Source organism: Streptomyces sp. NPDC001927 (assembly GCF_053594455.1).
On sequence record NZ_JBSFEN010000005.1, the window covers coordinates 240,733 to 266,992 of the forward strand.

The window sequence follows — 26,260 nt, forward strand, 5'->3', positions numbered from 1 at the left end:
GCGGGCAGGGGGTCCGCCGGGGCCGGGCTCGGCTAGCGCCTCAGCATGCGTCGGAGTTTCAGGGCGCGGCGGGCCAGGCGGCGGACCTTCGGGTGGCGGGGGACCGGGATGCCGCCGGGGAGGCCGAGGACGGTGAGGCGGCGGAGCTTGAAGTAGTGGCGGGTCCGCTCGGCGAGGGGGCCCGAGAGGTGGCGGACCGCCGCCTCGCGCAGGTCCGGGCGGATCTTGGGCTGCATCGCGAAGCCGACCGCCGCGACCAGGCCCGCGAGGGCCTCCGCGTCCCAGGTCGCGTCCGGGGACGGGGCCTGCGCGCCGTCCGCCTCCAGGTCAGGGACGAGCGCGTCGACGAGGGTCGCCGGGACGCGGTTGCTGTTCTGGTACGGGGTCAGCCGCTCCAGGAGCATCCGGGTGCCGACCCGGGCCACCGGGATCCCGTAGAAGGCGTTCGCCGTCATCAGGGCCGTCGAGAAGCAGCCCACCACGAGGGCGGGGCGCTGCTCCCGGTACACCACCTCGGCGAGCACCGGCCGGTCCAGGACGGTCAGTTCGGCGCCGAGCGCCTCCGCCTCCTGGGCGAGCCGCCGGGTCCAGGCGTCCGGCGCCGTGGGGTGCGGCTTGAAGACGAGCCGCCGGTGCCCGCGCGCGACCGCGCCCTTGACCATCCGTACGTGCAGCTCCTCCTCCTCGGCCGGGGTGAGGAGGGAGAGCGCCGCCAAGTACTGGCCCAGCAGCAGCGCCGGGCCGTCCTCGTCCGCAGCCGGTGCGGCCGAACCCGCGAGCTCCGCCACCACCTTGGTGAACGCCTCCGCCGGCACCACCTCCGCCTCGGGACCGAACTCGCCGAGCAGCAGCGGCGCGAGCCCTGGCACCAGGTCGAGGTGGAGCAGCCGCCTGACCCGCTCGCCGACCAGCGGGTCGATCTTGTTACGGGTGGGGCCGTAGCTCATCAGGCCGTCGGCGTACACGTCGAGGGCGGCCTCGGGGAACAGCCGCGCGATCGTCAGCGCGGGAGCCACCTGCACGGACTCCAGTGCGATCTCGATCCGGTCGTCGCCGAGGTCCCAGATCTTCCGCAGATGGCGTTCGAGCAGCGGTACGTCGTCGTTCCGCGGCGACCAGCCCGCCGGGTGGAGCGGCTCGATGGCCTCGTTCCAGGACAGGACGGAGTCGAAGCGACCGCGCAGCTTCTCGAAGCCGGGCATCTCGTCGAGGGCGGGCGTGGTCTCCGGTACCGCCGCGTTGTTGCCGACGAGCAGCAGCCGCCGGTCGGCCGGGCCGAAGCAGCCGCTGTCCAGGGCGGCGGCCAGCGTCGTCGCGCCGTACAGCGTGGAGGCGTAGAAGATCTGAGTGGTCCTCACGCGGCGACCCCCGAGCCCGCGGTCCGGGCGACGGAGCCCGCGCGGCGCCGGCGCAGCTTGCGCAGCACGCCCGCCCGCTCCTCGTCCATCGAGGACAGCGCCTCGCCGAGTACGTCCTGGGGCATGCGCTTCAGCGCCGCCGCACTCATCGAGCGCAATTTCTTCGCCACCGCCGGTTCGAATCGTTCAATGGAGGAGACGTGGTGCGAAATGAGGGCGCAATACGTACGGACGGCTTTCGGGAGAAGCCGCTCCGCGTCCACGTCGTTCGCCGTTTCCTCGATCACCTGATCGAAGGCCCGGATGAAATCGAGTTGGCGGATATCGCCGATTTGGGTCAGAGAAGTGGAGACGCCTCGGCGGTAGAAGATCCCGAGCGTGCTCACCGCCGCGAAGGACTCCGCCTCCCGGTGCAGCTTCCAGATCCACGGCCGGTCCTCCGCCGTCCGCAGACCGGGGGTGAAGTGGAGCAGGCCGCGGTCGAGCAGCCGCCGGTTGTACATCCCCGCCCAGGCGTACGGGTAGTCGACGGAGGTCGTCCGGTGGGCCGGCAGGATCGCGTCCCGGGGACGGAGCACCTCGTTCCGCAGCCCGATCGGAGCGCGCTTCACCGACCGGACCCGGCCCGTGTTCACCACGTGGTCGGTACGGAGGAAGTCGCAGCCGAGCCCGTCCATGGCCGCCACCAGGCGGGCCAGGTGGCCGGGGGCCAGCCAGTCGTCGCCGTCGAGGAAGGCGAGGTACTCGCCCCGGGCGGAGTCGAGACCGGTGTTGCGCGCCGTGGCAAGACCCTGGTTCTCCTCGTGTCGGAGCAGGACGGCCCCCGGGATCTCGCGCGCGGCCCGCTCGAGGATCTCCGGCGTTCCGTCTGTCGAGCAGTCGTCGACGAGCAGGAATTCGAAGTCCTCGCGGGCATTCGCGCGCAGGCTTGTCAGGGTGTCGGGGGCGTATGTCTGCACGTTGTAGAACGGCACGACGACGGAGAGCTTGACCACCCGGCCGACGCTAGGCGCCGGTCCGGCCTTCGTTCTGGCCGACAGAGGGATGTTCGGTGAACACGAAGAGGCGGGAGCCTTAACCGCCCCCGATCCTGTCCGTTTTCAACGTGCGGGAAGGCTCTGTTCACCGTTTGTTGTGGCTCAGTTGGGCCAGCGAACGAAATGCCTATCTAGCGTCCTCGACGTGCCAGCAAGTACCCATGATCGAGTACGCATTGCCGTACTCGCCGACTCCGACACCCGGTGGAAATGGGGCGCGCTCACCGCGCGTCGTATAGCGGCTTCCGAGCCCACCGGATTCGTTCTTCGCGGTCGGGCCACTCCCACCGCGCGCCAGCTCGCCGAGACCGGGGTGTTGTCCGACACGCCCCCGCGCGAGGTGACGGGCGCGGAGTTCCTTCGTGAGGTACGGGACGGAGGGTACGACCTCGTCGTCCTCGCTCTCGTCGGCGGCACGGTCCGCGCGGTCCTCCAGGGGATCGCCGACCTCGGCCTGGAACGCCGCCCGGTGATCGTCACCGGCTATGTGGGCGTCGTCTACGAGAAGCTCGCCGACGGTCTCCTGCTGCGCCACGGCGCCGACGTCGTCCTCGCCAACTCCCGCCACGACGCGGAGCGTTTCCGCGCCGTGTACGAAGGAGTGGGCGCCGACGCCTCCTCGGTGGTGGAGGCCGCGCTGCCGTTCCTCGGCGGCGCGCCCTACGCCCCCGAGGCCGGCCGGGACACCCTCGTCTTCGCCGCCCAGCCGTCCGTGCCGGTGACCCGCGCCGACCGCGCGTACCTGCTCGGCAGGCTCGTCGACCACGCACGGAAGCACCCGGGCCGTGAGGTGCTGCTGAAGCTCCGCTCCAAGCCGGGCGAGCACACCACGCACCTGGAGGAGCTGCCGTACCAGAAGCTGGTGCGCGACCTGGACGTCCCGCCCAACTTCCGCCTGGTGTACGGGCACATGGGCGAGGTCCTGGACCGCACCGACCTGCTGGTCACGGTCTCCTCGACGGCCGCGCTCGAAGCGCTGCACCGGCGGATCCCCACGGCGATCCTCAGCGACATGGGCGTGCGCGAGGTCCTCGGCAACCACCACTTCATCGGCTCGGGGCTGCTGACCTCCTTCGACCGGCTCGACGCGGACATCCGCCCGAAGGCCGACGAGGAGTGGCTCTCCCGCCAGGGCGTCGCGGCCGACGGCTCGTACGAGAAGGCCTTCGACGCCGCCCGCGAGCGGGTGGCCGAGCTGCTCGCGGGACCCGCGCTGCCCCCGATCGACCCCTACTACACAGCGGAGACGGCCCCCGGCTACCTGCCCGGGATCCTCGCCCGCCACCGCCTGGACGTGACCGCGACGCCGACCCGCGACAGCGGGCTGCGCCGGATCGTCCGGGAGGCGGCGCGGGGCGCGTACCGCCACGGCGTCCAGCGCGTGGCGCCCGTCATCCGCCGGCTTGGAGAACTCTGATGACCACGACCGTGCTTGCCGTCATCCCGGCGCGGGGCGGTTCCAAGGGCGTCCCCGCCAAGAACCTCACCCCGGTCGCGGGCGTCCCGCTCGTCTCCCGCGCCGTCCGGGCCTGCCTGGACGCCCGCCTGGTCACCGACGTCGTCGTCTCCACGGACGACGCGGCGATCGCCTCCGCGGCCCGCGCGGCCGGAGCCGAGGCGATCCACCGCCCGGCGGCGATCGCGGGCGACACCGCGACCAGCGAGTCGGCCGTCCTGCACGCCATGGACGCCTTCGAGGCGACCAGCGGCCGCCGTGTGGACGTGGTTCTCCTCGTCCAGTGCACGAGCCCCTTCATCACGGCGGAGGAGGTCAACGGCACCGTCGAGAAGATCACCGAGGGCGCCGACACCGCCTTCACGGCCGCCCCGAGCCACGGCTTCCTGTGGCGGGAGACCCCCCAGGGCACCACGGGCGTCAACCACGACAAGTCCTTCCGCCCCCGCCGGCAGGACCGCGAGCCCGAGTACCTGGAGACCGGCGCCGTCTACGCGATGGCCGCCGAGGGCTTCCGTACCCACAACCACCGCTTCTTCGGCCGTACCGAGCTCGTCGTCACCGACCCCCTGCGGGTCCTGGAGATCGACGACCCGCACGACCTGGCCCGCGCCCGCGCCCTCGCGCCGCTGCTCGACACCCCGGTCGTCCCCGGCTTCGAGGACATCGACGCCGTGGTCCTCGACTTCGACGGCACGCAGACCGACGACCGCGTCCACCTCGACTCCGAGGGCCACGAGTTCGTCTCCGCGCACCGCGGCGACGGCCTCGGCATCGCTGCCCTTCGCCGGGCGGGCATGCCGGTCCTGATCCTCTCGTCCGAGCAGAACGCCGTGGTCGCGGCCCGCGCCCGCAAGCTCCAGATCCCCGTCCTGCACGGCATCGACCGCAAGGACCTCGCCCTCAAGCAGTGGTGCGAGGAACAGGGCATCGACCCGCAGCGCGTCCTCTACGCCGGCAACGACGTCAACGACCTCCCGTGCTTCCACCTCGTCGGCTGGCCCGTCGCGGTGGCGAGCGCGCACGACTCCGTACGGGCCGCCGCCCGTGCGGTGACCCTCACCCCCGGTGGCTCAGGAGCCGTCCGCGAGATCGCGGCCTGGCTCCTCGGGCCCGAGCTCCTCTCCCCCAACCGCTAAGGAACACCAGAACCATGACCTCTCGCCTCCGCACCTTCGGCAGCAAGACCGCGGGCCCCGGCCACCCCGTCTACGTGACCGGTGAGATCGGCATCAACCACAACGGTGACCTGGAGAACGCGCTCGCGCTCATCGACGTGGCCGCCGAGGCCGGCTGTGACGCCGTGAAGTTCCAGAAGCGCACGCCGGAGATCTGCACCCCGCGCGACCAGTGGGACATCGAGCGGGACACCCCCTGGGGCCGGATGACCTACATCGACTACCGCCACCGCGTGGAGTTCGGCGAGGACGAGTACCGCGCCATCGACGAGCACTGCAAGAAGCGCGGCATCGACTGGTTCGCCTCCCCGTGGGACACCGAGGCCGTCACCTTCCTGGAGAAGTTCGACGTCCCGGCCCACAAGGTCGCCTCCGCCTCCCTCACGGACGACGAGCTGCTGCGCGCCCTGCGCGAGACCGGCCGCACGGTCATCCTCTCCACCGGCATGTCGACGCCGAAGCAGATCCGCCACGCGGTCGAGGTCCTCGGCTCGGACAACATCCTGCTCTGCCACGCGACGTCCACGTACCCGGCGAAGGCCGAGGAGCTCAACCTCCGCGTGATCAACACGCTGAAGGAGGAGTACCCGAACGTCCCGATCGGCTACTCCGGCCACGAGACCGGCCTGCAGACCACGCTGGCCGCCGTCGCCCTCGGCGCCACGTTCGTCGAGCGTCACATCACCCTCGACCGCGCCATGTGGGGCTCCGACCAGGCCGCGTCCGTCGAGCCGCAGGGCCTGCAGCGCCTGGTCCGCGACATCCGCACGATCGAGACCGCGCTCGGTGACGGCGTCAAGAAGGTCTACGAGTCGGAGCTCGGCCCGATGAAGAAGCTCCGCCGGGTCCAGGGGTCTGTCGCCGCATGACCGGCCGGCTGGCGTTCGTCGAGAGCCCTGTCCAGCTCCTGAACGTCCTGGAGTGGGCGCACGCCCAGTCCCTCACCGTCGGGGGCACACCCGCCCCCGACGGCCGGGGGGCCGCGATACACGCGACCGAGCCGCCCGAGGCCTCGACGGCCCCCGCCGCCGACGCGCGCACCGCCCGCGCCGGCGAGCAGCCCGGCCTCGCGGCCGACGGCCAGGCCCCCACGGGGTCCGCCACGTCTGCCGACGGCCAGGTGCCCAGGGGCTCCGCCGCGCTGGGCTCCACTCCCGCCAGCCCCCACGGCCCTGATGGGCCTGTCGGCCCTCACGGCCACGAAGCCCCGGCCACCGGCGACAGCCGCGTGACCGCCGGGCCCGGCGACGGCACCGACCCCCGCGGCGACGGCACCGCCGTCACCGCGGCCGTCACGCCCGCCCGGTCCGACTTCACGCTCGTCGTGCTCTCGCCGACCGACCCGATGTCGCGCGGCCAGCTGCGCCGGATGGCGCAGCTGGCCCGCGACGACGGGTTCACCGTCCGCTGGCAGGAGGCCCGCGGCGGGCGTGGCTCGCTCGCGCGGACCCTGCGGGAGCTCGCGCCGCTGCTGCGGTCCGCGGAGCGGATCATCGTCGGGGACCCGTTCTCCCGCTACGTCCAGCTGCTCCTGACGCTCTTCGCGCCCAAGCACCTCACCGTCGTCGACGACGGCACCGCCACCATGGAGTACGCCGCCCAACTGGCCCGGGGCGAGCGCCTCGTGCGCTGGCACCGGCGCGGTGGCAGCCGGGGGCCGCGCGAACTCGTGCTCGCCCCGGTCACCGCGGCCGCCCGCCGCAAGCTGGCCCCCAACGGGCGCCGTACGGTCGAGATCTTCACCTCGCTCCCCGTCGAGCCGCCGCCCGGGACCACCGTCACCCAGAACACCTTCGCCTGGACCCGGTCCCGCTTCGGCCCGCCCCGCATCACCAAGGGCGCCGACCTGGTCGGCACCTCGCTGGTCGAGACGGGCGTGGTCGACGCCGACCAGTACGCGCTCGCCGTCGCCGAGCTGGCCCGCACCCACGGCGCGACCCGCTACTTCGCGCACCGCAGGGAGTCCACCGAGAAGCTGCATCGGATCGCGGTGGAGACCGGTCTGGAGATCGTCCGGCCCGACCTGCCGCTCGAGCTGATCGCCCGGCGCGGCCCGATCGGCCGTACCGTCGTCAGCTTCCCCTCGACGGTCGTGCACACCCTGCCGCTCGCCCTGGTCGGCACCGGGGTCAAGGTCGCCGTCTGCGAGATCGCGCCCGAGTGGCTCAAGGAGAACGCCTCCCCGCGGGCCCAGGGCTTCCTCGCCGGGGTCACGGGCACGGCCGCGCACGAGGTGGACCGGCTGACCGCCCAGGCGAGCCAGGCCACCCAGGCGACCCAGCCCTCACAACGGCTCGAATTCGGGTGAGCTTACCCAGAAGGGATGGCAGTCAAGCCTGCCGAACCGAGATTCTTTCCCCTATCGGGCTGAACTTTTCGTGATCAACGGGCAGTTGATCTCTGAAGGGGCCTACCCTTCAAAAGGTGAACCAGTTGAAGTCCCGTGAGCCCGGCTCCGTCGCTCTGCCCGGAACGCTGTCCCCCTCGCTGCGCGGCGAACTGATCGCCTTCCGCCGCGACTTGCACATGCACCCCGAGCTCGGCAACCAGGAGTTCCGTACGACCGCGGCGCTGAAGGCGCGCCTGGAGGCCGCCGGACTGGCGCCGAAGGTCCTCGCGACGGGCACGGGACTCGTCTGTGACATCGGCACCTGGGACAGGGTCCGTCCCATGCTGGCGATCCGCGCCGACATCGACGCGCTGCCCATCCCGGACGTCAAGACCGTCGCGTACCGCTCCACCGTGCCCAACCGGGCCCACGCATGTGGACACGACGTCCACACCACCACCGTCCTCGGTGCCGGTCTGGTCCTCGCCGAGCTCGACCGGCAGGGGCTGCTCCCCAACGCCGTACGGCTGATCTTCCAGCCCGCCGAGGAAGTGCTGCCCGGCGGCGCCGCCGACGCCATCGAGTCCGGGGTCCTGGACGGGGTCGGCCGGATCATCGCCGTGCACTGCGACCCGAAGGTGGACGCGGGCCGGATCGGGCTGCGCCCCGGCCCCATCACCTCCGCGTGCGACCGGCTCGAGGTCACCCTCGACGGCCCCGGCGGCCACACGGCCCGCCCGCACCTCACCACCGACCTGGTCACCGCCGCCGCCCGGATCGCCACCGACGTCCCGGCGCTGCTCGCCCGCCGCGTCGACGCCCGCTCGGGCCTCGCGGTCACCTGGGGCCGGATCGAGGCCGGCCACGCCTGCAACGTCATCCCGCAGCACGCCGAGCTCTCCGGCACCGTCCGCTGCCTGGACCTGCCCGGCTGGCGCGAAGCCCCGGACCTGGTGCACGCGGCGATCGACGAGATCGCCACCCTGCACCGCGCCAAGTCGACCATCAACTACGTGCGCGGAGTCCCGCCGGTCGTCAACGACCCGGTCATCACCGAGCTGCTCCGGGACGCGATGACCGCCCGGCGCGGCGTGTACGCGATCGAGGACACCGAGCAGAGCCTCGGCGGCGAGGACTTCTCCTGGTACCTGGAGCACGTCCCGGGCGCCATGGCCCGCCTCGGCGTCCGCGCCCCGGGGGACACGACACGCCGGGATCTGCACGCGGGTGACTTCGACGTGGACGAGGAGGCGATCGAGGTCGGCGTCGAGCTCTTCACCGCCGCAGCCCTGATCGACGCGGCGCCGAAGCGCTGACCTCCGGGCCTCCCGGGCCGCACCCGGACGGCCGAAACGCCGTTCATCCATTCGGCCCAACGGCCCGCGCGTCGGCGCTCGGGCCGGGTCCGGACCCCGTCAACGGGGTGTATAACCGGCGGTGCCGGGACGGTCGCCCCAGGTGGCCTTGTTAACGGTCTCCCTGGCCGGTTCGCGACGATCCGATAACGACTCATGAACGGGTCTTTAACTGACATCTACGCGCGTTACGATCCACGCGAAACCAGCGCCGGAAGAGGCGCTTTCGGTCAGTCTCGAAGGGACCCTCCTCTTGCGCCGGGTATCCAAGATCGTTTCCGCGTCCATCGCGACTGCGGCCCTCGCTCTCACCGCCACCGCTTGCGGTGAGTCGTCCACCGAGTCCAGCTCCGACTCGGGCTCCATCAAGGTCGGCATGGCCTACGACGTCGGCGGCCGTGGCGACAACTCCTTCAACGACTCCGCCGCGCGCGGTCTCGACAAGGCCAAGGCCGACCTCGGCGTCGAGACCAAGGAGCTCACCGCCAAGACCGGTGAGACCCCGGCCGACCGCGAGCAGCGCCTCACGTCCCTCGCGGAGGGCGGCTTCAACCCCGTCATCGGTGTCGGCTTCGCCTACAAGGACGCCATCGACAAGGTCGCCGCGAAGTTCCCGAAGACCACCTTCGGCCTGGTCGACTCGGTCTCCGAGGCGAAGAACGTCGACTCGATCGTCTTCACCGAGGAGCAGGGCTCGTACCTCGCCGGTGTCGCGGCGGCGCTCAAGTCCAAGGACGGCAAGATCGGCTTCATCGGCGGCGTCGACACCCCGCTGATCAAGAAGTTCGCCGCCGGCTTCCAGCAGGGCGTCAAGGACACCAAGCCGGACGCCTCGGTCACGATCCAGTACCTGTCCACCGGTACGGACTTCTCCGGCTTCGGCGCCCCGGACAAGGGCAAGGCCGCCGCCAAGGGCATGCTCGACAAGGGCATCGACGTCATCTACGCCGCCGCGGGCGGCTCCGGTGCCGGTGCCATCGAGGCCGTCGCCGCCAAGCCGGGCACCTGGGCGATCGGTGTCGACTCGGACCAGGCCAAGGACCCGGCCCTGTCGAAGTACGCCGGCTCGATCATGACCTCGATGGTCAAGAACGTCGACACCGGTGTCTTCGAGCTCATCAAGTCCGTCCAGGACGGCAAGCCGGCGACCGGCACGCACGTCTACTCGCTGGCCGAGGACGGCGTCTCGCTGACCACCACGGGTGACCACCTCAAGGACATCCAGGCCCAGCTGGACGAGGCGAAGAAGAAGATCATCGACGGCCAGATCAAGGTCGCCACGACCCTCTGACGTTCCGTCGGAAGGGGGCCCGGAGAGCGGCTTCGGCCGACACTCCGGGCCCCCTTCACACGTACCCCCGTGGGCAGTTGAACGATTTTCCTGATGCTACGCGCGTAGCGCGTGGCCCACAGGGTATTTTTCGCCACCGACAGCGCCTGCGTTTCCGTCTCGTCCTCCTCACGCTCCCTGCCTAGGAGAGTGCGCCATCAAAGCCTCCAGCCCCAGCAGTCCCAACGCCGTAGAACTCCGCGGCATCACCAAGCGTTTCCCCGGAGTCGTGGCCAACCACGACATCGACATCACCGTGCGCCGCGGCACCGTGCACGCCCTCGTGGGCGAGAACGGCGCGGGCAAGTCGACCCTGATGAAGATCCTCTACGGCATGCAGAAGCCGGACGAGGGCACCATCACCGTCGACGGCGAGCTGGTGACCTTCAACAACCCCGGAGACGCCATCGCCCGCGGTGTCGGCATGGTGCACCAGCACTTCATGCTCGCGGACAACCTCACCGTCCTCGAGAACGTCGTCCTCGGCTCCGAGAAGCTGTACGGCATCGGTGACAAGGCCCGCGCCAAGATCAAGGAGATCTCAGACGCGTACGGCCTCGGCGTCCGCCCGAACGCCCTCATGGAGGACCTCGGTGTGGCCGACCGTCAGCGCGTGGAGATCCTCAAGGTTCTCTACCGCGGCGCCCGCACCCTGATCCTCGACGAGCCCACCGCCGTGCTCGTCCCGCAGGAGGTCGACGCGCTCTTCGACAACCTGCGCGAGCTCAAGGCCGAGGGCCTCACGGTCATCTTCATCTCGCACAAGCTGGGCGAGGTCCTGTCGGTCGCCGACGAGATCACCGTCATCCGGCGCGGCACCACGGTCGGCACCGCCGACCCGCGGCACACCACGACCAAGCAGCTCGCCGAGCTGATGGTCGGCGCCGAGCTGCCCTCGCCGGAGACCCGCGAGTCGACGGTCACCGACGTGCCGATGCTGACGGTCCAGGACCTGTCGCTGAGCGCCGTCGACCCCGACGGCGTGGTCCGCGCGGTCCTCGGCGGCATCACCTTCACCATCCACAAGGGCGAGGTGCTCGGCATCGCCGGCGTCGAGGGCAACGGCCAGTCCGAGCTCGTCGACACGATCATGGGCATGCGCCACGCCGACCGGGGTGTCGTGACCCTCGACGGCGCCGACATCTCGTCCGCCCCGACGCGCAAGCGGCGCGAGGACGGCATCGGCTGCATTCCCGAGGACCGCCACCGGCACGGTCTGCTCCTGGAGGCCCCTCTCTGGGAGAACCGCATCCTCGGCCACGTCACCGAGAGGCCCAACTCCAAGGGCGCCATCCTCGACCTCAAGGCCGCCCGCAAGGACACCGAGCGGATCGTCCGCGAGTACGACGTCCGTACCCCGGGCATCGAGGTCACCGCGGCCTCCCTCTCCGGCGGCAACCAGCAGAAGCTGATCGTCGGCCGCGAGATGAGCCACGACCCCAAGCTGCTGATCGCCGCGCACCCCACCCGCGGCGTGGACGTCGGCGCGCAGGCGCAGATCTGGGACCAGATCCGTTCGGCTCGCCGCGAGGGCCTGGCGGTCCTGCTGATCTCCGCCGACCTGGACGAGCTGATCGGCCTCTCCGACACCCTGCGCGTCATGTACCGCGGGCGTCTGGTCGCGGACGCCGATCCGGCGACCATCACCCCGGAGGAGCTCGGTTCGGCCATGACCGGCGCCGCCGCCGGTCACCTTGAGCACGATGAGAGCCCTGAGGGCACCGACGGCCCGGAGGACGAGGCCCGATGAAGAAGTTCGACAAGGAGCGGGTGCTCCTCGGCATCGCGGCACCACTGCTCGCGATCGTCGCCGCCTTCCTGATCACCGCCCTGGTGCTCGCGGCCACCGGCAAGGAGCCGTTCAGCGCCTTCGGCATCATGTTCGACTACGGCATCAAGTCGGACAGCCAGGTCTACATCATCAACAAGGCGACGACGTACTACCTGGCGGGCATCGCGGTGGCCATCGGCTTCCGCATGAACCTGTTCAACATCGGTGTCGACGGCCAGTACCGTCTCGCGGCCTTCTTCGCCGCCGCCGTCGGCGGGGCGCTGACCCTGCCGGGCATCGTCCAGATCCCGCTGATCATCATCACCGCGATGATCGTCGGCGCCATGTGGGCGGGCATCGCCGGTGTCCTCAAGACCACGCGGGGCGTCAGCGAGGTCGTCTCGACGATCATGCTGAACTTCATCGCGACCGCGATCATCGGCTACCTGCTCCAGCCCGGCCGCCTCGGCCACCTGGACGCGGCCGGCACCAAGGTCGCCACGACCCCGCTGCCGGAGTCCTCGCACTTCTTCGAGTTCCCGACCACGCCCACCCCGATCTACGGCTTCGTCGTCATCGCGGCCGTCGCGGGCGTCGGCTACTGGTTCACGCTCTCCCGCACCCGCTTCGGCTTCGACCTGCGCACCGTCGGCCAGTCCGACACGGCCGCCGCGGCCAGCGGTGTCAACGTGAAGAAGATGGTCGTCACGTCCATGCTGATCTCCGGCGGAATGGCCGGTCTGATCGGCATGCCGACGCTGCTCAACGACAGTTACGAGTTCGGCGGCGACTTCCCCGTCGGCATCGGTTTCACCGGTATCGCCATCGCCCTGCTCGGCCGCAACCACCCGATCGGCATCGCGCTCGCCGCGATCCTCTGGGGCTTCCTCGAGCGCGGCGGCCAGCAGCTGGAGTTCGAGGACTACGACCGGGAGATCGTCGGCGTCATGCAGGGCGTCATCGTCCTCTGCGTCGTCATCGCCTACGAGGTCGTCCGCCGCTACGGCGTCAAGCGCCAGCAGCGTCAGGTCGGCGAGAAGCTCGCGGCCCAGGCCCGTTCCAACAACACGACGGAGGTGTCGGCGTGACCGCCACGGCGACTTCCACCCCGCCGCCCGCGGCGCCCAAGGCGGCCGGTGGCAAGGGCGGCCGCACCCGCCTCTCGCTCCCCTGGATCCTGCTGATCGTCGCGGGCGGGCTCATCGCCCTCTCCGCCGTCCGGGCCATCACCGGCGCGCAGGACCTCACCTCGGCCGGCCAGATCGGTGCCGCGCTCTCGCTCGCCGTGCCGATCGGCCTCGCCGGTCTCGGCGGTCTGTGGTCCGAGCGCGCGGGTGTGGTCAACATCGGCCTCGAAGGCATGATGATCCTCGGCACCTTCTTCGGTGCCTGGGCCGGCTGGCAGACCAGCCCCTGGCTGGGCATCCTCGCCGGCATCGTGGGCGGCATGCTCGGCGGTCTGCTGCACGCGGTCGCCACCGTCACCTTCGGTGTCGACCACATCATCTCCGGTATCGCGATCAACATCCTCGCGGTCGGATTCACCACGTACTTCGCCAAGCTGTGGTTCAACAGCGGCGAGGCCGCGGCCAAGGGCGGCAGCCCCAAGCAGTCCCCGCCGGCCGAGGAGATCACCTCGGTCACGATCCCCGGTCTGTCCGACTGGCTGGCCGACATCGAGAAGCACCACTGGTTCGTGATCTCGGACATCGCCGGCATCCTCGGCGGGCTGGTCACCAACCTCTCGCTGGTCACGATCCTCGCCGTGCTGCTGGTGATCGGCACGTTCTTCGTGCTGTGGAAGACCGCGTTCGGTCTGCGCCTGCGCTCCTGCGGTGAGAACCCGATCGCCGCCGAGTCCCTCGGCGTCAACGTCTACAAGTACAAGTACATCGCCGTGATCGTCTCCGGCGGTCTCGCCGGTCTCGGTGGCGCGTTCCTGTCGCTGGTCACCTCGCACATCTACAACGAGGGCCAGACCGGTGGCCGCGGTTACATCGGCCTCGCGGCGATGATCTTCGGCAACTGGCGGCCGGGCGGCCTCGCCATGGGCGCGGGCCTGTTCGGCTTCGCCGACGCGCTCCAGCTGCGCAGCGGCGGCGAGTCGGTGCACGCGCTGCTCCTGCTGCTGTTCGCGGTCCTCGTGGCGATCGCCGCGTGGAAGGCGTACAAGAAGCGCTGGATCACCTCGTCCATCGCCATCGTCATCGGCGTCGGCGTCTTCATCTGGTACCTCGGTACGGACACGGTCCCGGTCGAGTTCGTCAGCGCCACGCCGTACGTGGTCACGCTGCTGGTGCTGTCGCTGTCGGCGCAGCGTCTGCGGATGCCCAAGGCGGACGGCATGCGGTACCGCAAGGGCGAGGGCAAGTGACCACGCCCGTCACCGAAGCCGACTGGGAAGCCCTGCGGAAGGAGGCGCGGGACGCCATGTCCCACGCCTACGCCCCGTACTCGGGCTACCCGGTCGGCGCGGCGGCCCTGGTCGACGACGGGCGCACGGTCTCCGGCTGCAACGTGGAGAACGCCTCGTACGGCCTCGGGCTGTGCGCGGAGTGCGGGCTCGTCTCGCGGCTCCAGGCCACCGGCGGCGGCCGGCTGACCCACTTCGTCTGCGTGGACGGCGAGGGCGCGCCCCTGGTGCCGTGCGGACGGTGCAGGCAGCTGCTGTACGAGTTCGGCGGCCCCGATCTCGTACTGGAGACCCCGGCCGGGTTCGTCACGCTGGCCGAGATGCTCCCGCAGGCCTTCGGCCCGGGCCACCTGGCCAGGTAACACCTCTGAGCGGCCCTTCCGGCACCATGGGAGGGCCGCTCTCTCCTCTTCCCCCTCTATGCGCGTAGAAAGAGGCACCACCATGGACGTCATCTCCGTCATCCGCACCAAGCGGGACAAGGGCGAGCTGAGCCCGGAGCAGATCGACTGGGTCATCGACGCCTACACCCGCGGCGTGGTCGCCGACGAGCAGATGTCCGCCCTGGCGATGGCGATCCTGCTCAACGGCATGAACCGCGCGGAGATCTCCCGCTGGACCGCCGCGATGATCGCGAGCGGCGAGCGCATGGACTTCTCCTCGCTCTCCCGCCCCACCTCGGACAAGCACTCCACCGGCGGCGTCGGCGACAAGATCACCCTCCCGCTCGCCCCGCTCGTCGCCGCCTGCGGCGCGGCCGTGCCGCAGCTCTCCGGCCGGGGCCTCGGCCACACGGGCGGCACGCTGGACAAGCTGGAGTCGATCCCGGGCTGGCGCGCGCTGCTCTCCAACGAGGAGATGCTGAACGTCCTGGACACGACCGGCGCGGTGATCTGCGCGGCGGGCGACGGTCTGGCGCCGGCCGACAAGAAGCTCTACGCGCTGCGTGACGTCACGGGCACCGTCGAGGCGATCCCGCTGATCGCGAGCTCGATCATGTCGAAGAAGATCGCCGAGGGCACGGGCTCGCTGGTCCTGGACGTGAAGGTCGGCACCGGCGCCTTCATGAAGAACCTCGCGGACGCGCAGGAGCTGGCCCACACCATGGTCGGCCTCGGCACGGACAGCGGTGTGAAGACGGTGGCGCTGCTCACCGACATGTCGACCCCGCTCGGCCTGACCGCGGGCAACGCCCTCGAGGTCCGCGAGTCCGTCGAGGTCCTGGCGGGCGGCGGCCCGGCGGACGTGGTGGAGCTGACGATCGCGCTCGCGCGCGAGATGCTCGACGCGGCCGGCATCAAGGACGCGGACCCGGCGAAGGCGCTCATGGACGGCTCGGCGATGGACGTCTGGCGCCGGATGATCGCGGCCCAGGGCGGCGACCCGGACGCGACCCTCCCGGTCGCCCGCGAGCAGCACGTCGTCACGGCCTCGTCCTCGGGCGTCCTGACCCGCCTCGACGCGTACGACATCGGCATCGCCGCCTGGCGCCTCGGCGCGGGCCGGGCCCGCAAGGAGGACCCGGTGCAGGCGGGCGCGGGCGTCGAGCTCCACGCCAAGCCGGGCGACACGGTCACGGCGGGCCAGCCCCTGCTGACCCTCCACACGGACACCCCGGAGAAGTTCGACTACGCCCTCAAGTCCCTGACCGGCTCCTGGGACATCGCCCCCGAGGGCACGGCGTTCACCCCGAACCCGATCGTCCTGGACCGCATCGCCTGACGAGACCCCCATGCGAACGGGACCGGCGGACTTCCGCCGGTCCCGTTCGGGCGCTCCGGCTCCGATGAGTTCCGGGCCCGGCGCGGGTCTTCCTGGTGTGGACACCGGTCGACCGCTCGTACTGACTCTGGCTTCCCGCGCCACCCCCGAGGAGGTGGCGCGGCTCTGCGCGCTGCTCGAAGGGGTCGCGCCCACCGAGGTGATCTGTGACGTCGGCGCGCTCGCGCACGCCGATCTCGCCGCCGTCGACGCCCTCGCCCGGCTGCGGCTCGCCACCGGGCGGCACGGCCACCGGCTGCGGTTCGAGGGCGTGGGCCCCGAACTGCTGGCCCTGCTGGCGTTCATGGGCCTCGACGTGGTGCTCGACGGTCGCGAGGGCCGACATTGATCGGCCGTAGGCGTCGTGATCTCATGAGCGCCGATTGAACAGGGGTGCGATCACGGGGGCTGTCGTCGTCCGTCCGTACCCGGTACGGACACCCTTGGAGGCCCCTCCCATGACGCGCCGGCTGCTGCTGCCCCTCCTCGCCGCCCTGCTGTCGGTGCTGTGGCCCGCGTCGCCCGCGAGCGCGGCGGTGCCGGCCGACTGCACCGTCCCCGGCGCGGAGACCCGCGGCATCGCCTCGTCGACCTGGGCGGTCACCGGATCCCTCGTGCACGAGGGCCGCGCCTACGTCGTGAGCCGGGGCCGCAAGCCGGTGGTCCTCGCCGAGTACGACCTCGCGCAGAAGCAGGTCGTCCGCGAGACCGTGATCCCGGACGGCCCCGGTGCGGGCGTGATCGAGGGCGGCTACGGCCTCGTGGCGTCCGGCGGCAAGCTGTACATCGGCACGTACGTCGAGGCCGCGCTCTACAGCTACGACCTCGCCACCCACCAGATCAAGCACCTGAAGACCTTCGGGGGAAGCGGCGACTTCATCTGGAGCCTCGCCGCCGCCCCGGACGGCACGATCTACGCCGGCACCTACGACACCGGCAGGGTGTACGAGTACAAGCCGGCGACCGGTGCGGTCCGGGACTTCGGGGTGCTCGCCACGGGCGAGCGCTACGTGCGCTCCCTCGCCGTCGACGGCACCGACGTCTACGCCGGCCTGCTCGACACCAAGAAGCTGGTCGCCGTCAACCGGTCCACCGGCGCCGTCCGCGTCCTGGCCCAGGGCGGCACCGGCTTCACCACCGTCTCCGTCGGCCGCACGCGCGTGCGCGGCACCAGCGGCAGCACGCTGTACGACGTGAAGACCGACGGCACCGACCTCAGGACGGTCTCCCTGGGCACGGAGTCGGGTGACGCGATGGGCCTGGCCCCCGACTACACCGTCTACCTGTCGACCCGTCCCGAGGGCAGGATCTACGAGTACAGGACGGGGTACGCGGCCCCGAAGTACCTGGGCACCCCGGTGCCGCAGGACGAGACCCGCGGCCTCTCCCTGAACGGCACGACCCTCACCGGGTTCGCCGGCTTCGGCAAGGTGTGGCAGCTGGACATCGCCACCGGCGAGTCGTCGGCCACCAAGCTGAGGGACGCCGGGTTCAGCGAGGGCGCGGAGCGCCCGCAGTCCATCCTTCGCGCCTCCGACGGCCAGGTCTGGGTCGGCGGTCACTTCATCGTGAACGTCCACGCGCCCGACGGCTCCAAGCGCTTCGTCGAGATCCCCGGCGAGGCCAAGGCGCTGGTGGAGCGCAACGGGAAGATCTACTCGGCGCTGTACCCCAGCGGCCGCATCATCATGATCGACCCGGCGACGGTCGATCCGGTGACGCAGACGTACCCGGTCACCGTCGTCGGACAGCTGCCCAGCGGTCAGCAGCGGCCGTGGGACATGGAGTACGACGCCGCCCGCGACCGGATCCTCGTGGCGACCGCACCGCTCGGCACCGGACTGCAGGGCGCGCTGACCGTCTTCAGGTTCCCCGACCCGACCGCGGCGGAGCCGACGTCCACCCCCGACTCGTTCCCCGTCGTCACCGACGAGAGCCTGATGAGCCTCAGCGTGGGCCCGGACGGCACCGTCTACGTGGGCGCCGACGTCCGCGGCGGTGGCGGCGCCCCGTCCACCTCGTGGAACACCGCCGCCAGTGTGGCCGCCTTCGACGCCGACCACGTCGACCAGACGACCGGCAAGAAGGGGAAGCTCCTGTGGGAGACGGACCCGTTCGCGGCGGACGGCTACGACACCCTCCAGGACGTCACGGTCCACAACGGCGTCCTGTACGGCGTCTACAAGCGCACCCCGACGACGACCAAGCGCTGGTTCGCGATGAACCTGGCCACGCGCCAGATCGTCCACCAGGGCGACCTCCCCGGCTACGGCGAGGTCCAGGTGCACAACGACAAGGTGTTCGCCTCGACCTTCTTCAACGGCGACGTCCATCTGCTCGGTCCCGGCCTGACGCAGGCCCAGCGTCTCGCCACCGCCCTCGACGACGAGTGGTACACCAACCCCCAGCTCGCCTTCGTCCCGGGCACCTGGCAGGCCTGGGGCCTGGTCGGGCGCGACCTCGCCCTGCTGCGGCTCGACCCGTCCTGCCCGCAGGTCACCGGTCCGTACCCCTCCTGAGCAGAAAGGGGCGGGGCCGTCACCGACGGCCCCGCCCCTTTCGTATGCCCCCCGCGAACGGCGGGCGCCTACCCTTCGAGCCGCTCCGGCAGGTCGAAGAGCGGGAACCAGCGCTTGGTGTCCAGGAAGAAGTCCATCCCGCCGACCTTGCCGTCCCGCAGCTCCAGGACGATCAGCGCCCACGGGCTGTATCCGCCCTCCGGGTCCGGGTGGTAGTGCGCGAACGCGGGGGAGCCGTTGGCCACGGTCGGGACCAGCTTCGAGCCCCGGCAGACGTCGCCGACGCCGAGCATCCAGCCCACGATGTCGTCGTGGCCGCGCAGCCACAGGTCGTACGGCGGCATGGACATCGTCGCGTCCTCGTGCAGGAGCGCGGTCAGCGCCTTCATGTCGTACCCCTCGAAGGCCGCGACATAGCGCTCCAGGAGCTCCCTCTGCTCCTCGTCCAGCGGGTTCGCCGCGTCCGAGGCCGCCGGTTCGTTCTCCGCGATCGTCGCGCGCGCCCGCTGGAGCGCGCTGTTGACCGAGGCGACCGAGGTGTCGAGCAGCTCGGCGACCTCGCTCGCCTTCCAGGCGAGGACCTCGCGCAGGATCAGCACCGCCCGCTGCTTCGGCGGCAGGTGCTGCAGGGCCGCGACGAACGCGAGCCGCACGGTCTCGCGGGAGACCGCCGTCTCCGCCGGGTCGGCCACCGACGGCAGCACCCGCCCGTCCGGGACGGGCTCCAGCCAGGTGATCTCCGGCCGGGCGTTCAACTGGGCCTGGGCGACCGGCGTCGCGGCCGTCAGGTCCATCGGCCGAGCCCGCCTGTTCCCCGCGTTCAGCGAGTCGAGGCAGACGTTCGTCGCGATGCGGTAGAGCCAGGAGCGCAGGCTGGAGCGCCCCTCGAAGGAGTCGAGGGACCGCCAGGCGCGGACCATCGTGTCCTGCACGGCGTCCTCGGCCTCGAAGGACGAGCCGAGCATCCGGTAGCAGTAACCGGTCAGCTCCGTGCGGTACTTCTCCAGCTGGGACTCGCGGTCCTCGGTCGCCAGGTCACTCATTGCAGGTCCACCCCACTCGCCCCTCACCGGCACCGGTGCTGTGCCGATGAGGGGAAGCTACCGCAGCCCACTGACAACCGGGGTCAGGTTCCCGGCTTCCGCCCGTAGACGAACACGTCGTCGCCGTTCCTGAGCAGGTTCCAGTACGCCTTGGCGTCGGCCGGGCGCATGTTGACGCAGCCGCCCGAGCCCGGCGGGTTCCACATGGACTTCGTCGTGGAGTGGAAGGCCTGGCCGCCGTCGAAGAACTGCGAGTACGGCATGGAGACGTGGTAGATCGTCGACCAGTGGTTGATCTTGCGCCAGTAGATCTTCTTGGCGCCGGTACGGGTCTCGGTCCCGTCCTTGCCCGTACGCACCGGCACCGGGCCGTACTTGAGCGTCTTGCCGTCCTGGATCCAGGTCAGCTGCCGCGTCAGGTCGACGCAGGCGATCCGGCCCTTGTTGGTCGGACACTTACCGGCCTTGTTCGGGTTCTTCCCGGCCGCCTTCTGCTGGATCATCGTGTCCATCGTCCGCCAGGTCAGCGGACCGGCGAACCCCATGGTCGGGGTGATGCCGTGCGTGCGCTGGAAGGACTGGATCGCCTTGCAGTCGGCGAGCGACTGCTTTCCGTCGACCGTCCGGCCCAGGAACTTCTCCACCTGCTTCTGGTACGGCCCGGTCGTCACGTTGCACGACGCGGCCTGAGCCGTCCCGGCGCCGAGGGCGACCGTCAGCGGCACCACCATCGAGGTGATGCCGAGGACGATCCCGGCGCGCTTCCGTATTCCGTTCATGATCACCAACTCCCCCTAGGGTCCTAAGACTTAGGACGACCGGGGGAGCGTTCCGGTTGTACGCGATCGGGAGCGGATTCAGTGCGCCGTACGGAGCTGTGGCCTCCGGGCCGCGACCCGGGCGCTGTGGCTGCCGTAGAGGGTGATCGACACGACGCCGAGGACCGCGACCAGGCCCAGGAGGACCGTGCCCGCCCAGCCGCCGGAGTGGAAGGCGATGGCGCCGAGCGTGCCGCCGACGCTGCTGCCGATGTAGTACGCGGACTGGTAGAGCGCCGAGGCCTGCGCCCGGCCGGTCTTCGCGGTCCGGCTCACCGAGGAGGAGGCGACCGCGTGCCCGGCGAAGAAGCCGGCCGTGATCAGGACCAGGCCCGCCAGGACGGCGGTGAGGCTGTCGGCGAGCGAGAGCAGCAGCCCGGTGGCGGTCGTGCCGACGGCCAGGTAGAGCGCCCCGCGCCGGCCGAGCCGTCCGACCAGCTTTCCGGCGGCGGCGGAGGAGACCGTACCGACGAGGTACACCAGGAAGATCGAGCCGATCACGCCCTGGGGGAGCGAGAACGGGGCCTCGACGAGCCGGTAGCCGATCACGGTGTAGACGGCGCCGAACACGGTCATGAAGAGCGCGCCGATCGCGTACAGCCGGACGAGGAGCGGGTCGGAGAGGTGGGTGCGGACGGCGGCGGCGAGCAGCTTGGGGTTGAGTGAACCCGGGGTGAAGTGCCGGGCCTTGGGAATCAGAACCCGGAACACGACCGCGCAGACCACGGCCATCAGACCGACCGCGAAGAGCCCGGCGCGCCAGCCCCACATCTGGGCCACCCAGCCGGTGACGATACGGCCGCTCATGCCGCCGATCGAGTTGCCCGCGACGAAGAGCCCGATCGCGGCGATCAGTGCCTTCGGCCGCACCTCCTCGGCCAGGAACGCCATCGCGGAGGCCGGCAGGCCCGCGAGCGCCGCGCCCTGGACGGCGCGCAGGGCGACCAGCCACTCCAGGTTCGGGGCGAAGGGGACGAGCAGGCCGAGGGCGACCGCGACGGCGAGCGAGACGGTCATCATCCGGCGGCGGCCGAAGCGCTCGGACAGGGCGCTCATCGGCAGGACCAGGAGCGCGAGGGCGCCGGTCGCGGCGGAGACCGTCCAGGAGGCGGCGGAGGCGCTCGCGCCGAACTCGGCGGAGATCGCGGGGAGGAGGGCCTGGGTGGAGTAGAGGAGCGCGAAGGCGGCGAGACCTGCGGCGAAGAGCGCGAAGCTCATCCGGCGGTGGCCGGGCGCTCCGGGGGCGAGGCGGGTGTCGAGGGCGGCCGTGCGGGTGGCGGCGGCCGCCTCGGTACTGGCGGAAGGCATACATAGAACGTAGGACGATTGTTTTTATGCGTCCAATGCATGGAACTGCTGTAATCGTTCCCATGGCGCATGAGTACAGGTCACAGGGTCGGCTGTCACCGAGTAGTTACGAAGAAGACATGGGGCTGCTGCTCGCGCCACGGCTCGCGTACTTCGCGGCGGTGGCGCGGCACGAGCATGTGACGCGGGCGGCGGCGGAGATGGGCGTCCCGCAATCGACGCTCTCCCGGGCGATGGTCAGGCTGGAACAGGACCTGGGGGTCGCCCTCTTCGCCCGCAAGGGCCGGACGGTCTCGCTGACCCCGGCGGGCCGGACGTTCCTCGGCTCGGCGGAGCGGGCGCTCGCGGAGGTGGAGCGGGCGGCCGACTCGGTCCGGGCGGACGCGGACCCGACGGCGGGCCGGGTCGCCTTCGGCTTCCTCCACACGATGGGCTCGGAAACGGTCCCGGCTTTGCTCCGAGCCTTCCGGGTGGACCACCCCAGGATCCGCTTCACGCTGGTCCAGAACTACGGCGAGGCGATGATCGAGCGGCTGCGGGCCGGGGACCTGGACCTGTGCCTGACGTCCCCGGTCCCGGACGCCCCGGACCTGGTGGCCCGCCGCCTGGACGAGCAGCGCCTGCGCCTGGTCGTCCCGGACGACCACCGCCTCGCCTCCCGCAAGCGGGTCCGCCTGGCGGAGGCGGCCGACGAGACCTTCGTGACCCTGGAACCGGGCTACGGCCTCCGCCGCATCACGGACGACCTGTGCGCCGAGGCCGGCTTCACGCCACGCGTCGCCTTCGAGGGCGAGGAGGCGGAGACCCTCCGCGGCCTGGTGGCGGCGGGCCTCGGCGTAGCCCTCCTCCCACCCCCTGCGGTCCCCCGCCCCGGCGTCGTGGAACTCACGGTCACGGCCCCCCGAGCCATCCGCGAAATCGGCGTGGCCTGGCTGGACGGCCACCCGGACACCCCTCCAGTAGCCGCCTTCAAACGATTCCTCCTCAACAAACGAGGCCACCTCCTCCCAGACTGACCACCGCCCGGGGGTGGGCAGCCCCTACCGCCGCCCCGTCCCGCCGAAGCCCGCTGCCAAGGGCATCCTCAAACCCAACGGCGGCGGAGCCGCCAGTGCGTCGGCCAAGGGGCGCGAGTACGGGTGGGCGAAGAGGGTGCCCAGGACGAAGTCCGTGGCCAGGGCGCGGACCTCCTCGTGGTACTGGCGCAGCGCGTGGCCGTCCGAGTGGACCTCGAAGCGGCACGTGTCGCGGTTCGCCTTCTTCGCCCGTACCGCAAGGCGGTACGACAACTCCGGGTCCGTACGGGCGTCGTTCGTGCCGTGCACCAGCAGGACCCGGCGGCCCACCAACTGCCGTACCGGCTCCGGCTCCGCCGCCACGTCGTCCTCCGGCAGCCACGGCGCGAGCCCGAGCACCGCGTCGACCGCCGCATGCCCCGCCGCCCGCAACGCCGCCCGCGCGCCCATCCCGTGGCCGGCCAGGCAGACCGGGACGTCGCCGTACCGCCGTACCGCCTCCGCCACCGCCCACGACGCGTCCGCCGCCAGCGCCGCGTCCGTACCATTCCAGCCGCGCCCCCGGTACCGCACCACGTGCGCCACCAGGCCCTCCCCGCGGCCCGCCCTGACGAGCTGTCGGCCCAGCGGCAGCAGCGCCGCGTGCGCCCTGACCGAGGCGCCGCGCGCGGACGCGACCTCCCCGTCCGGGAGGAGCAGGACCACACCGCCCACCGCCGTACCGGGGTGCGATGCGCCGACGGGCCGTCCCAGCCGGGGTGTCCGGCTCCCTGCGGTCCCTACGAGTGCGGAGTGCGCCATGGCAGAACAGTCTCAGAAGGCGAGGTGTACGCCATCCGTACGCGCGGTCACTGTTACGTATCGACAAGCGAGTTGAGGAGGGGGCCTCTACGCGCGTAGGGGCTAGAGTGCCGCAATGACGAGCCCTACCCACAGCCTCCCCACCGCGGACCAGATCCGCCGTGCCCCGAAGGTGCTCCTCCACGACCACCTCGACGGCGGCCTGCGCCCCGGCACGATCATCGAACTCGCCCTCGCCCAGGGCTACGACAACCTCCCCGAGACCGAGCCCGACAAGCTCGGCATCTGGTTCCGCGAGGCCGCCGACTCGGGCTCCCTCGAGCGGTATCTGGAGACCTTCGCGCACACCTGCGCCGTCATGCAGACCCGCGAGGCCCTCGTGCGCGTCGCCGCCGAGTGCGCGGTGGACCTCGCCGAGGACGGCGTCGTCTACGCCGAGGTGCGCTACGCCCCCGAGCAGCACCTGGAGGCCGGGCTCACCCTGGAGGAGGTCGTCGAGGCCGTCAACGAGGGCTTCCGCGAGGGCGAGCGGCAGGCGAGGGCGAACGGCCACCGCATCCGCGTGGGCGCCCTGCTGACCGCCATGCGGCACGCCGCCCGCGCCCTGGAGATCGCCGAACTCGCCAACCGCTACCGCGACTCCGGCGTCGTCGGCTTCGACATCGCGGGCGCCGAGGCCGGTTACCCGCCCACCCGCCACCTCGACGCCTTCGAGTACCTCAAGCGGGAGAACAACCACTTCACGATCCACGCCGGCGAGGCCTTCGGCCTGCCGTCGATCTGGCAGGCCCTCCAGTGGTGCGGCGCCGACCGCCTGGGCCACGGCGTCCGCATCATCGACGACATCGAGGTCGCCGACGACGGCTCGGTCAAGCTCGGCCGGCTCGCCGCGTACGTGCGCGACAAGCGCATCCCGCTGGAGATGTGCCCGACCTCCAACCTCCAGACCGGCGCCGCGGACTCCATCGCCGAGCACCCGATCGGCCTGCTCCGCCGGCTGCACTTCCGTACCACCGTGAATACCGACAACCGCTTGATGAGTGGTACGAGCATGAGCCGGGAATTCGAGCTGCTGATCGAGGCATTCGACTACACGCTCGACGACATGGCGTGGTTCACCGTCAATGCGATGAAATCAGCGTTCATTCCTTTCGATGAACGTCTCGCCATGATCAATGACGTCATCAAGCCCGGATATGCCGAGCTGAAGTCCGAATGGCTGTTCCAGCAGACCGCCACGACCAGTGAGTCTGCCGGGAAGTCCGGCTGAGCGAGGGCTTGGGGAGCGACCGAAAGGCGGCCGGGGAGCAGGTGACCGGCCGCCTTTCGGTGTTTGCGGGAGTGTCATCCGGTGGCTAAGTTGCAAAGCCGCTCTGCATTCCCCGAATTTCCTCCCCGAAATCCTCAAGGATGATTCTCTGATGAAGCAGTCTGCCGCCAAGACGCTCGGTGTCGCCGCCCTCGGTGCCGCTTTCGCCGCCGCCGCCGCGGGCACGGCCACCGCCGCCCCGGCGCTGCCCGCCGCCCCCGACGCGCTCAACACGGTCACCTCGGTCGTGCCGCTGGGTGACGGCCTCACCGAGCTCCCCGAGGGCGCCACCGAGTCCCTCCTCGGCGGCCAGGCCGCCGTCGACCAGGGCGCCAAGGCCGTCCCGGCCGCCGCCGGCCAGGCGCTGGAGCACGCCCCGCTCGACAACGCCACCGGCGCGCTCGCCAACACCCCGCTCGGCCCGGTCGGCGGCCTCCTCGGCGGCCTGCCGGTCGGCGGCCTCCCGATCGGCTGATCACGCCGCACCCGTACGCCGATGGGGCGCTCACCCGGACCGGGTGAGCGCCCCATCGGCGTACGTACGTCCTCGCGTCCCGCTCCCGCTACCAGGCGGTGCTCGCCGACTTCTCCGCCGGGAGCAGCAGCCAGAGCGCCAGGTACAGCAGGAACTGCGGCCCGGGCAGCAGGCACGAGACGAGGAAGATGACCCGCATGGTGGTGGCCGAGGTGCCGAAGCGCCGTGCCAGCGCTGCGCACACTCCGCCGATCATGCGTCCGTCACGGGGGCGGACAAGTGCGGCCATGGTGGGCTCCTTCGGGAGGCTTCCGAAAGCCGCTCCGTCGGGCTTCCGATGACTCCATGGTCGCTCCGCACAGGGGGACAAAGCGTCGGTCTACGGGGCGATCCCGACCCTGGGAATCGTCGGGGTATGCCCCTGAGAACCCTCGTCCCGCAGGAGGGCCGAACCCCGGCCCGGCCTGCCCCGCGAGGAGGACCCGCGCGTGCTCCCGTCCCGGCCCCGCCCCCGGCGCAGCCGCGCCCGCCCGGCGGGGACCACAAGGAGATGCGCGAGCGCCACCCCGGCGGTGTTCAGGAGCAGCGAGTCCACGTCCACGACCTGCCCGGGCACCGCGGTCTGCAGCAGCTCCACGGCGAGCGACACGAGCGCCCCGGCCGCGACCGTACGGGCCAGGGAGGCCCAGGGCGAGACCCGGAGCCGGCCGTCGGCCATCGGGAGCAGGACCCCCAGCGGGGCCAGGAGCAGCAGACCCTCGCCGATCCGCCGGACCGCCTCGGCCGGGCCGAGCGCGAGGTCCGCGCGGATCCCGGCGAGTGGGGTCAGGTTCGGCGCGGTCACCCAGGCCACGTCGCGTGGGCGGAGTGTCACCCAGGCGACGAGCAGCAGATGCGCGAGGAGGAGAGTGAACCCCACCACGCGTACGACCACGGCGGCGCTGCCGCCCGAACCTTGACGCTGCACGCCCCCCAAGACGCGC

Annotated in this window: 24 protein-coding genes; 16 read left to right on the top strand and 8 right to left on the bottom strand. The window is 71.2% G+C overall.

The window, feature by feature from the left end; genetic code table 11:
* Window positions 1-32: 32 nt before the first annotated feature.
* On the bottom strand, window positions 33-1,358 hold the full coding sequence (locus ACWCO8_RS15040) for an alpha-2,8-polysialyltransferase family protein (RefSeq protein ID WP_451032563.1): 1,326 nt from the start codon (window positions 1,356-1,358) through the stop codon (window positions 33-35).
* The gene (locus tag ACWCO8_RS15045; protein WP_451032564.1) at window positions 1,355-2,353 is read right to left on the bottom strand and encodes a glycosyltransferase family 2 protein; all 999 of its coding nucleotides are present in this window, start codon (window positions 2,351-2,353) and stop codon (window positions 1,355-1,357) included. The genes ACWCO8_RS15040 and ACWCO8_RS15045 overlap by 4 nt, the downstream gene beginning before the upstream one ends.
* A 148-nt stretch (window positions 2,354-2,501) precedes the next feature.
* Here ACWCO8_RS15045 and ACWCO8_RS15050 point away from each other — a divergent pair, with 148 nt between their 5' ends.
* From ACWCO8_RS15050 to ACWCO8_RS15110, 13 genes are all read left to right on the top strand, one after another.
* Complete coding sequence (locus ACWCO8_RS15050) at window positions 2,502-3,812, top strand: DUF6716 putative glycosyltransferase (RefSeq protein WP_451032847.1); 1,311 nt, start codon at window positions 2,502-2,504, stop codon at window positions 3,810-3,812.
* Window positions 3,812-4,990 (top strand): cytidylyltransferase domain-containing protein, encoded by a 1,179-nt coding sequence (locus tag ACWCO8_RS15055; protein ID WP_451032565.1) that lies wholly within the window; start codon window positions 3,812-3,814, stop codon window positions 4,988-4,990. The genes ACWCO8_RS15050 and ACWCO8_RS15055 overlap by 1 nt, the downstream gene beginning before the upstream one ends.
* Window positions 4,991-5,004: 14 nt before the next feature.
* Window positions 5,005-5,898 carry an N-acetylneuraminate synthase family protein gene (locus tag ACWCO8_RS15060; RefSeq protein WP_451032566.1) on the top strand — a complete coding sequence of 298 codons (894 nt, stop codon included), beginning with the start codon at window positions 5,005-5,007 and terminating at the stop codon, window positions 5,896-5,898.
* Between the two features lie 476 nt (window positions 5,899-6,374).
* Entirely contained in the window at window positions 6,375-7,337 is a 963-nt protein-coding gene (locus tag ACWCO8_RS15065; RefSeq protein ID WP_451032848.1) for a hypothetical protein, read from the top strand.
* 116 nt (window positions 7,338-7,453) lie between these two features.
* The gene (locus ACWCO8_RS15070; RefSeq protein WP_451032567.1) at window positions 7,454-8,674 is read left to right on the top strand and encodes an amidohydrolase; all 1,221 of its coding nucleotides are present in this window, start codon (window positions 7,454-7,456) and stop codon (window positions 8,672-8,674) included.
* A gap of 292 nt (window positions 8,675-8,966) precedes the next feature.
* On the top strand, window positions 8,967-10,004 hold the full coding sequence (locus ACWCO8_RS15075; protein ID WP_451032568.1) for a BMP family lipoprotein: 1,038 nt from the start codon (window positions 8,967-8,969) through the stop codon (window positions 10,002-10,004).
* Window positions 10,005-10,200: 196 nt separating this feature from the next.
* Window positions 10,201-11,793: an ABC transporter ATP-binding protein gene (locus ACWCO8_RS15080; RefSeq protein ID WP_451032849.1), complete on the top strand. Its 1,593-nt coding sequence runs from the start codon at window positions 10,201-10,203 to the stop codon at window positions 11,791-11,793.
* Complete coding sequence (locus ACWCO8_RS15085; protein ID WP_362013867.1) at window positions 11,790-12,902, top strand: ABC transporter permease; 1,113 nt, start codon at window positions 11,790-11,792, stop codon at window positions 12,900-12,902. Before ACWCO8_RS15080 ends, ACWCO8_RS15085 begins: the two co-directional genes overlap by 4 nt.
* On the top strand, window positions 12,899-14,188 hold the full coding sequence (locus ACWCO8_RS15090) for an ABC transporter permease (RefSeq protein ID WP_362013869.1): 1,290 nt from the start codon (window positions 12,899-12,901) through the stop codon (window positions 14,186-14,188). The genes ACWCO8_RS15085 and ACWCO8_RS15090 overlap by 4 nt, the downstream gene beginning before the upstream one ends.
* A complete protein-coding gene (locus ACWCO8_RS15095) occupies window positions 14,185-14,589 on the top strand; it encodes a cytidine deaminase (protein WP_362013870.1) in 405 nt (134 codons plus the stop codon). Before ACWCO8_RS15090 ends, ACWCO8_RS15095 begins: the two co-directional genes overlap by 4 nt.
* A gap of 82 nt (window positions 14,590-14,671) precedes the next feature.
* Complete coding sequence (locus ACWCO8_RS15100) at window positions 14,672-15,949, top strand: thymidine phosphorylase (RefSeq protein WP_451032569.1); 1,278 nt, start codon at window positions 14,672-14,674, stop codon at window positions 15,947-15,949.
* 97 nt (window positions 15,950-16,046) lie between these two features.
* A complete protein-coding gene (locus ACWCO8_RS15105; RefSeq protein ID WP_362013873.1) occupies window positions 16,047-16,337 on the top strand; it encodes an STAS domain-containing protein in 291 nt (96 codons plus the stop codon).
* A gap of 109 nt (window positions 16,338-16,446) precedes the next feature.
* The gene (locus ACWCO8_RS15110; protein ID WP_451032570.1) at window positions 16,447-18,507 is read left to right on the top strand and encodes a hypothetical protein; all 2,061 of its coding nucleotides are present in this window, start codon (window positions 16,447-16,449) and stop codon (window positions 18,505-18,507) included.
* 68 nt (window positions 18,508-18,575) lie between these two features.
* On the opposite strand, the gene ACWCO8_RS15115 is transcribed toward ACWCO8_RS15110, so the two are convergent.
* The 3 genes from ACWCO8_RS15115 to ACWCO8_RS15125 all read right to left on the bottom strand — a co-directional run bounded on the left by ACWCO8_RS15115 (window position 18,576) and on the right by ACWCO8_RS15125 (window position 21,676).
* Window positions 18,576-19,550, bottom strand: a complete 975-nt coding sequence (locus tag ACWCO8_RS15115) for a sigma-70 family RNA polymerase sigma factor (protein ID WP_451032571.1) — start codon at window positions 19,548-19,550, stop codon at window positions 18,576-18,578.
* A gap of 83 nt (window positions 19,551-19,633) precedes the next feature.
* Window positions 19,634-20,281 carry a L,D-transpeptidase gene (locus tag ACWCO8_RS15120; RefSeq protein ID WP_362013902.1) on the bottom strand — a complete coding sequence of 216 codons (648 nt, stop codon included), beginning with the start codon at window positions 20,279-20,281 and terminating at the stop codon, window positions 19,634-19,636.
* A 126-nt stretch (window positions 20,282-20,407) separates the two neighbouring features.
* Entirely contained in the window at window positions 20,408-21,676 is a 1,269-nt protein-coding gene (locus tag ACWCO8_RS15125; RefSeq protein ID WP_451032572.1) for an MFS transporter, read from the bottom strand.
* 62 nt (window positions 21,677-21,738) lie between these two features.
* On the opposite strand from ACWCO8_RS15125, the gene ACWCO8_RS15130 reads away from it, so the two are divergent.
* Window positions 21,739-22,692: a LysR family transcriptional regulator gene (locus ACWCO8_RS15130; protein WP_451032573.1), complete on the top strand. Its 954-nt coding sequence runs from the start codon at window positions 21,739-21,741 to the stop codon at window positions 22,690-22,692.
* Window positions 22,693-22,716: 24 nt separating this feature from the next.
* On the opposite strand, the gene ACWCO8_RS15135 is transcribed toward ACWCO8_RS15130, so the two are convergent.
* Complete coding sequence (locus ACWCO8_RS15135) at window positions 22,717-23,493, bottom strand: alpha/beta hydrolase (RefSeq protein ID WP_451032574.1); 777 nt, start codon at window positions 23,491-23,493, stop codon at window positions 22,717-22,719.
* A 115-nt stretch (window positions 23,494-23,608) separates the two neighbouring features.
* Between ACWCO8_RS15135 and ACWCO8_RS15140 the strand changes: the two genes are divergently transcribed.
* Together ACWCO8_RS15140 and ACWCO8_RS15145 are read left to right on the top strand one after the other, a co-directional pair.
* A complete protein-coding gene (locus ACWCO8_RS15140) occupies window positions 23,609-24,763 on the top strand; it encodes an adenosine deaminase (RefSeq protein WP_362013882.1) in 1,155 nt (384 codons plus the stop codon).
* Between the two features lie 151 nt (window positions 24,764-24,914).
* Window positions 24,915-25,277 (top strand): hypothetical protein, encoded by a 363-nt coding sequence (locus ACWCO8_RS15145; RefSeq protein WP_451032575.1) that lies wholly within the window; start codon window positions 24,915-24,917, stop codon window positions 25,275-25,277.
* 88 nt (window positions 25,278-25,365) lie between these two features.
* Here the strand turns inward: ACWCO8_RS15145 and ACWCO8_RS15150 are convergent, their stop codons facing one another.
* Together ACWCO8_RS15150 and ACWCO8_RS15155 are read right to left on the bottom strand one after the other, a co-directional pair.
* Window positions 25,366-25,566, bottom strand: a complete 201-nt coding sequence (locus ACWCO8_RS15150; protein ID WP_362017476.1) for a PspC domain-containing protein — start codon at window positions 25,564-25,566, stop codon at window positions 25,366-25,368.
* 90 nt (window positions 25,567-25,656) lie between these two features.
* Window positions 25,657-26,244, bottom strand: a complete 588-nt coding sequence (locus ACWCO8_RS15155; RefSeq protein ID WP_362017474.1) for a VanZ family protein — start codon at window positions 26,242-26,244, stop codon at window positions 25,657-25,659.
* Window positions 26,245-26,260: the final 16 nt, after the last annotated feature.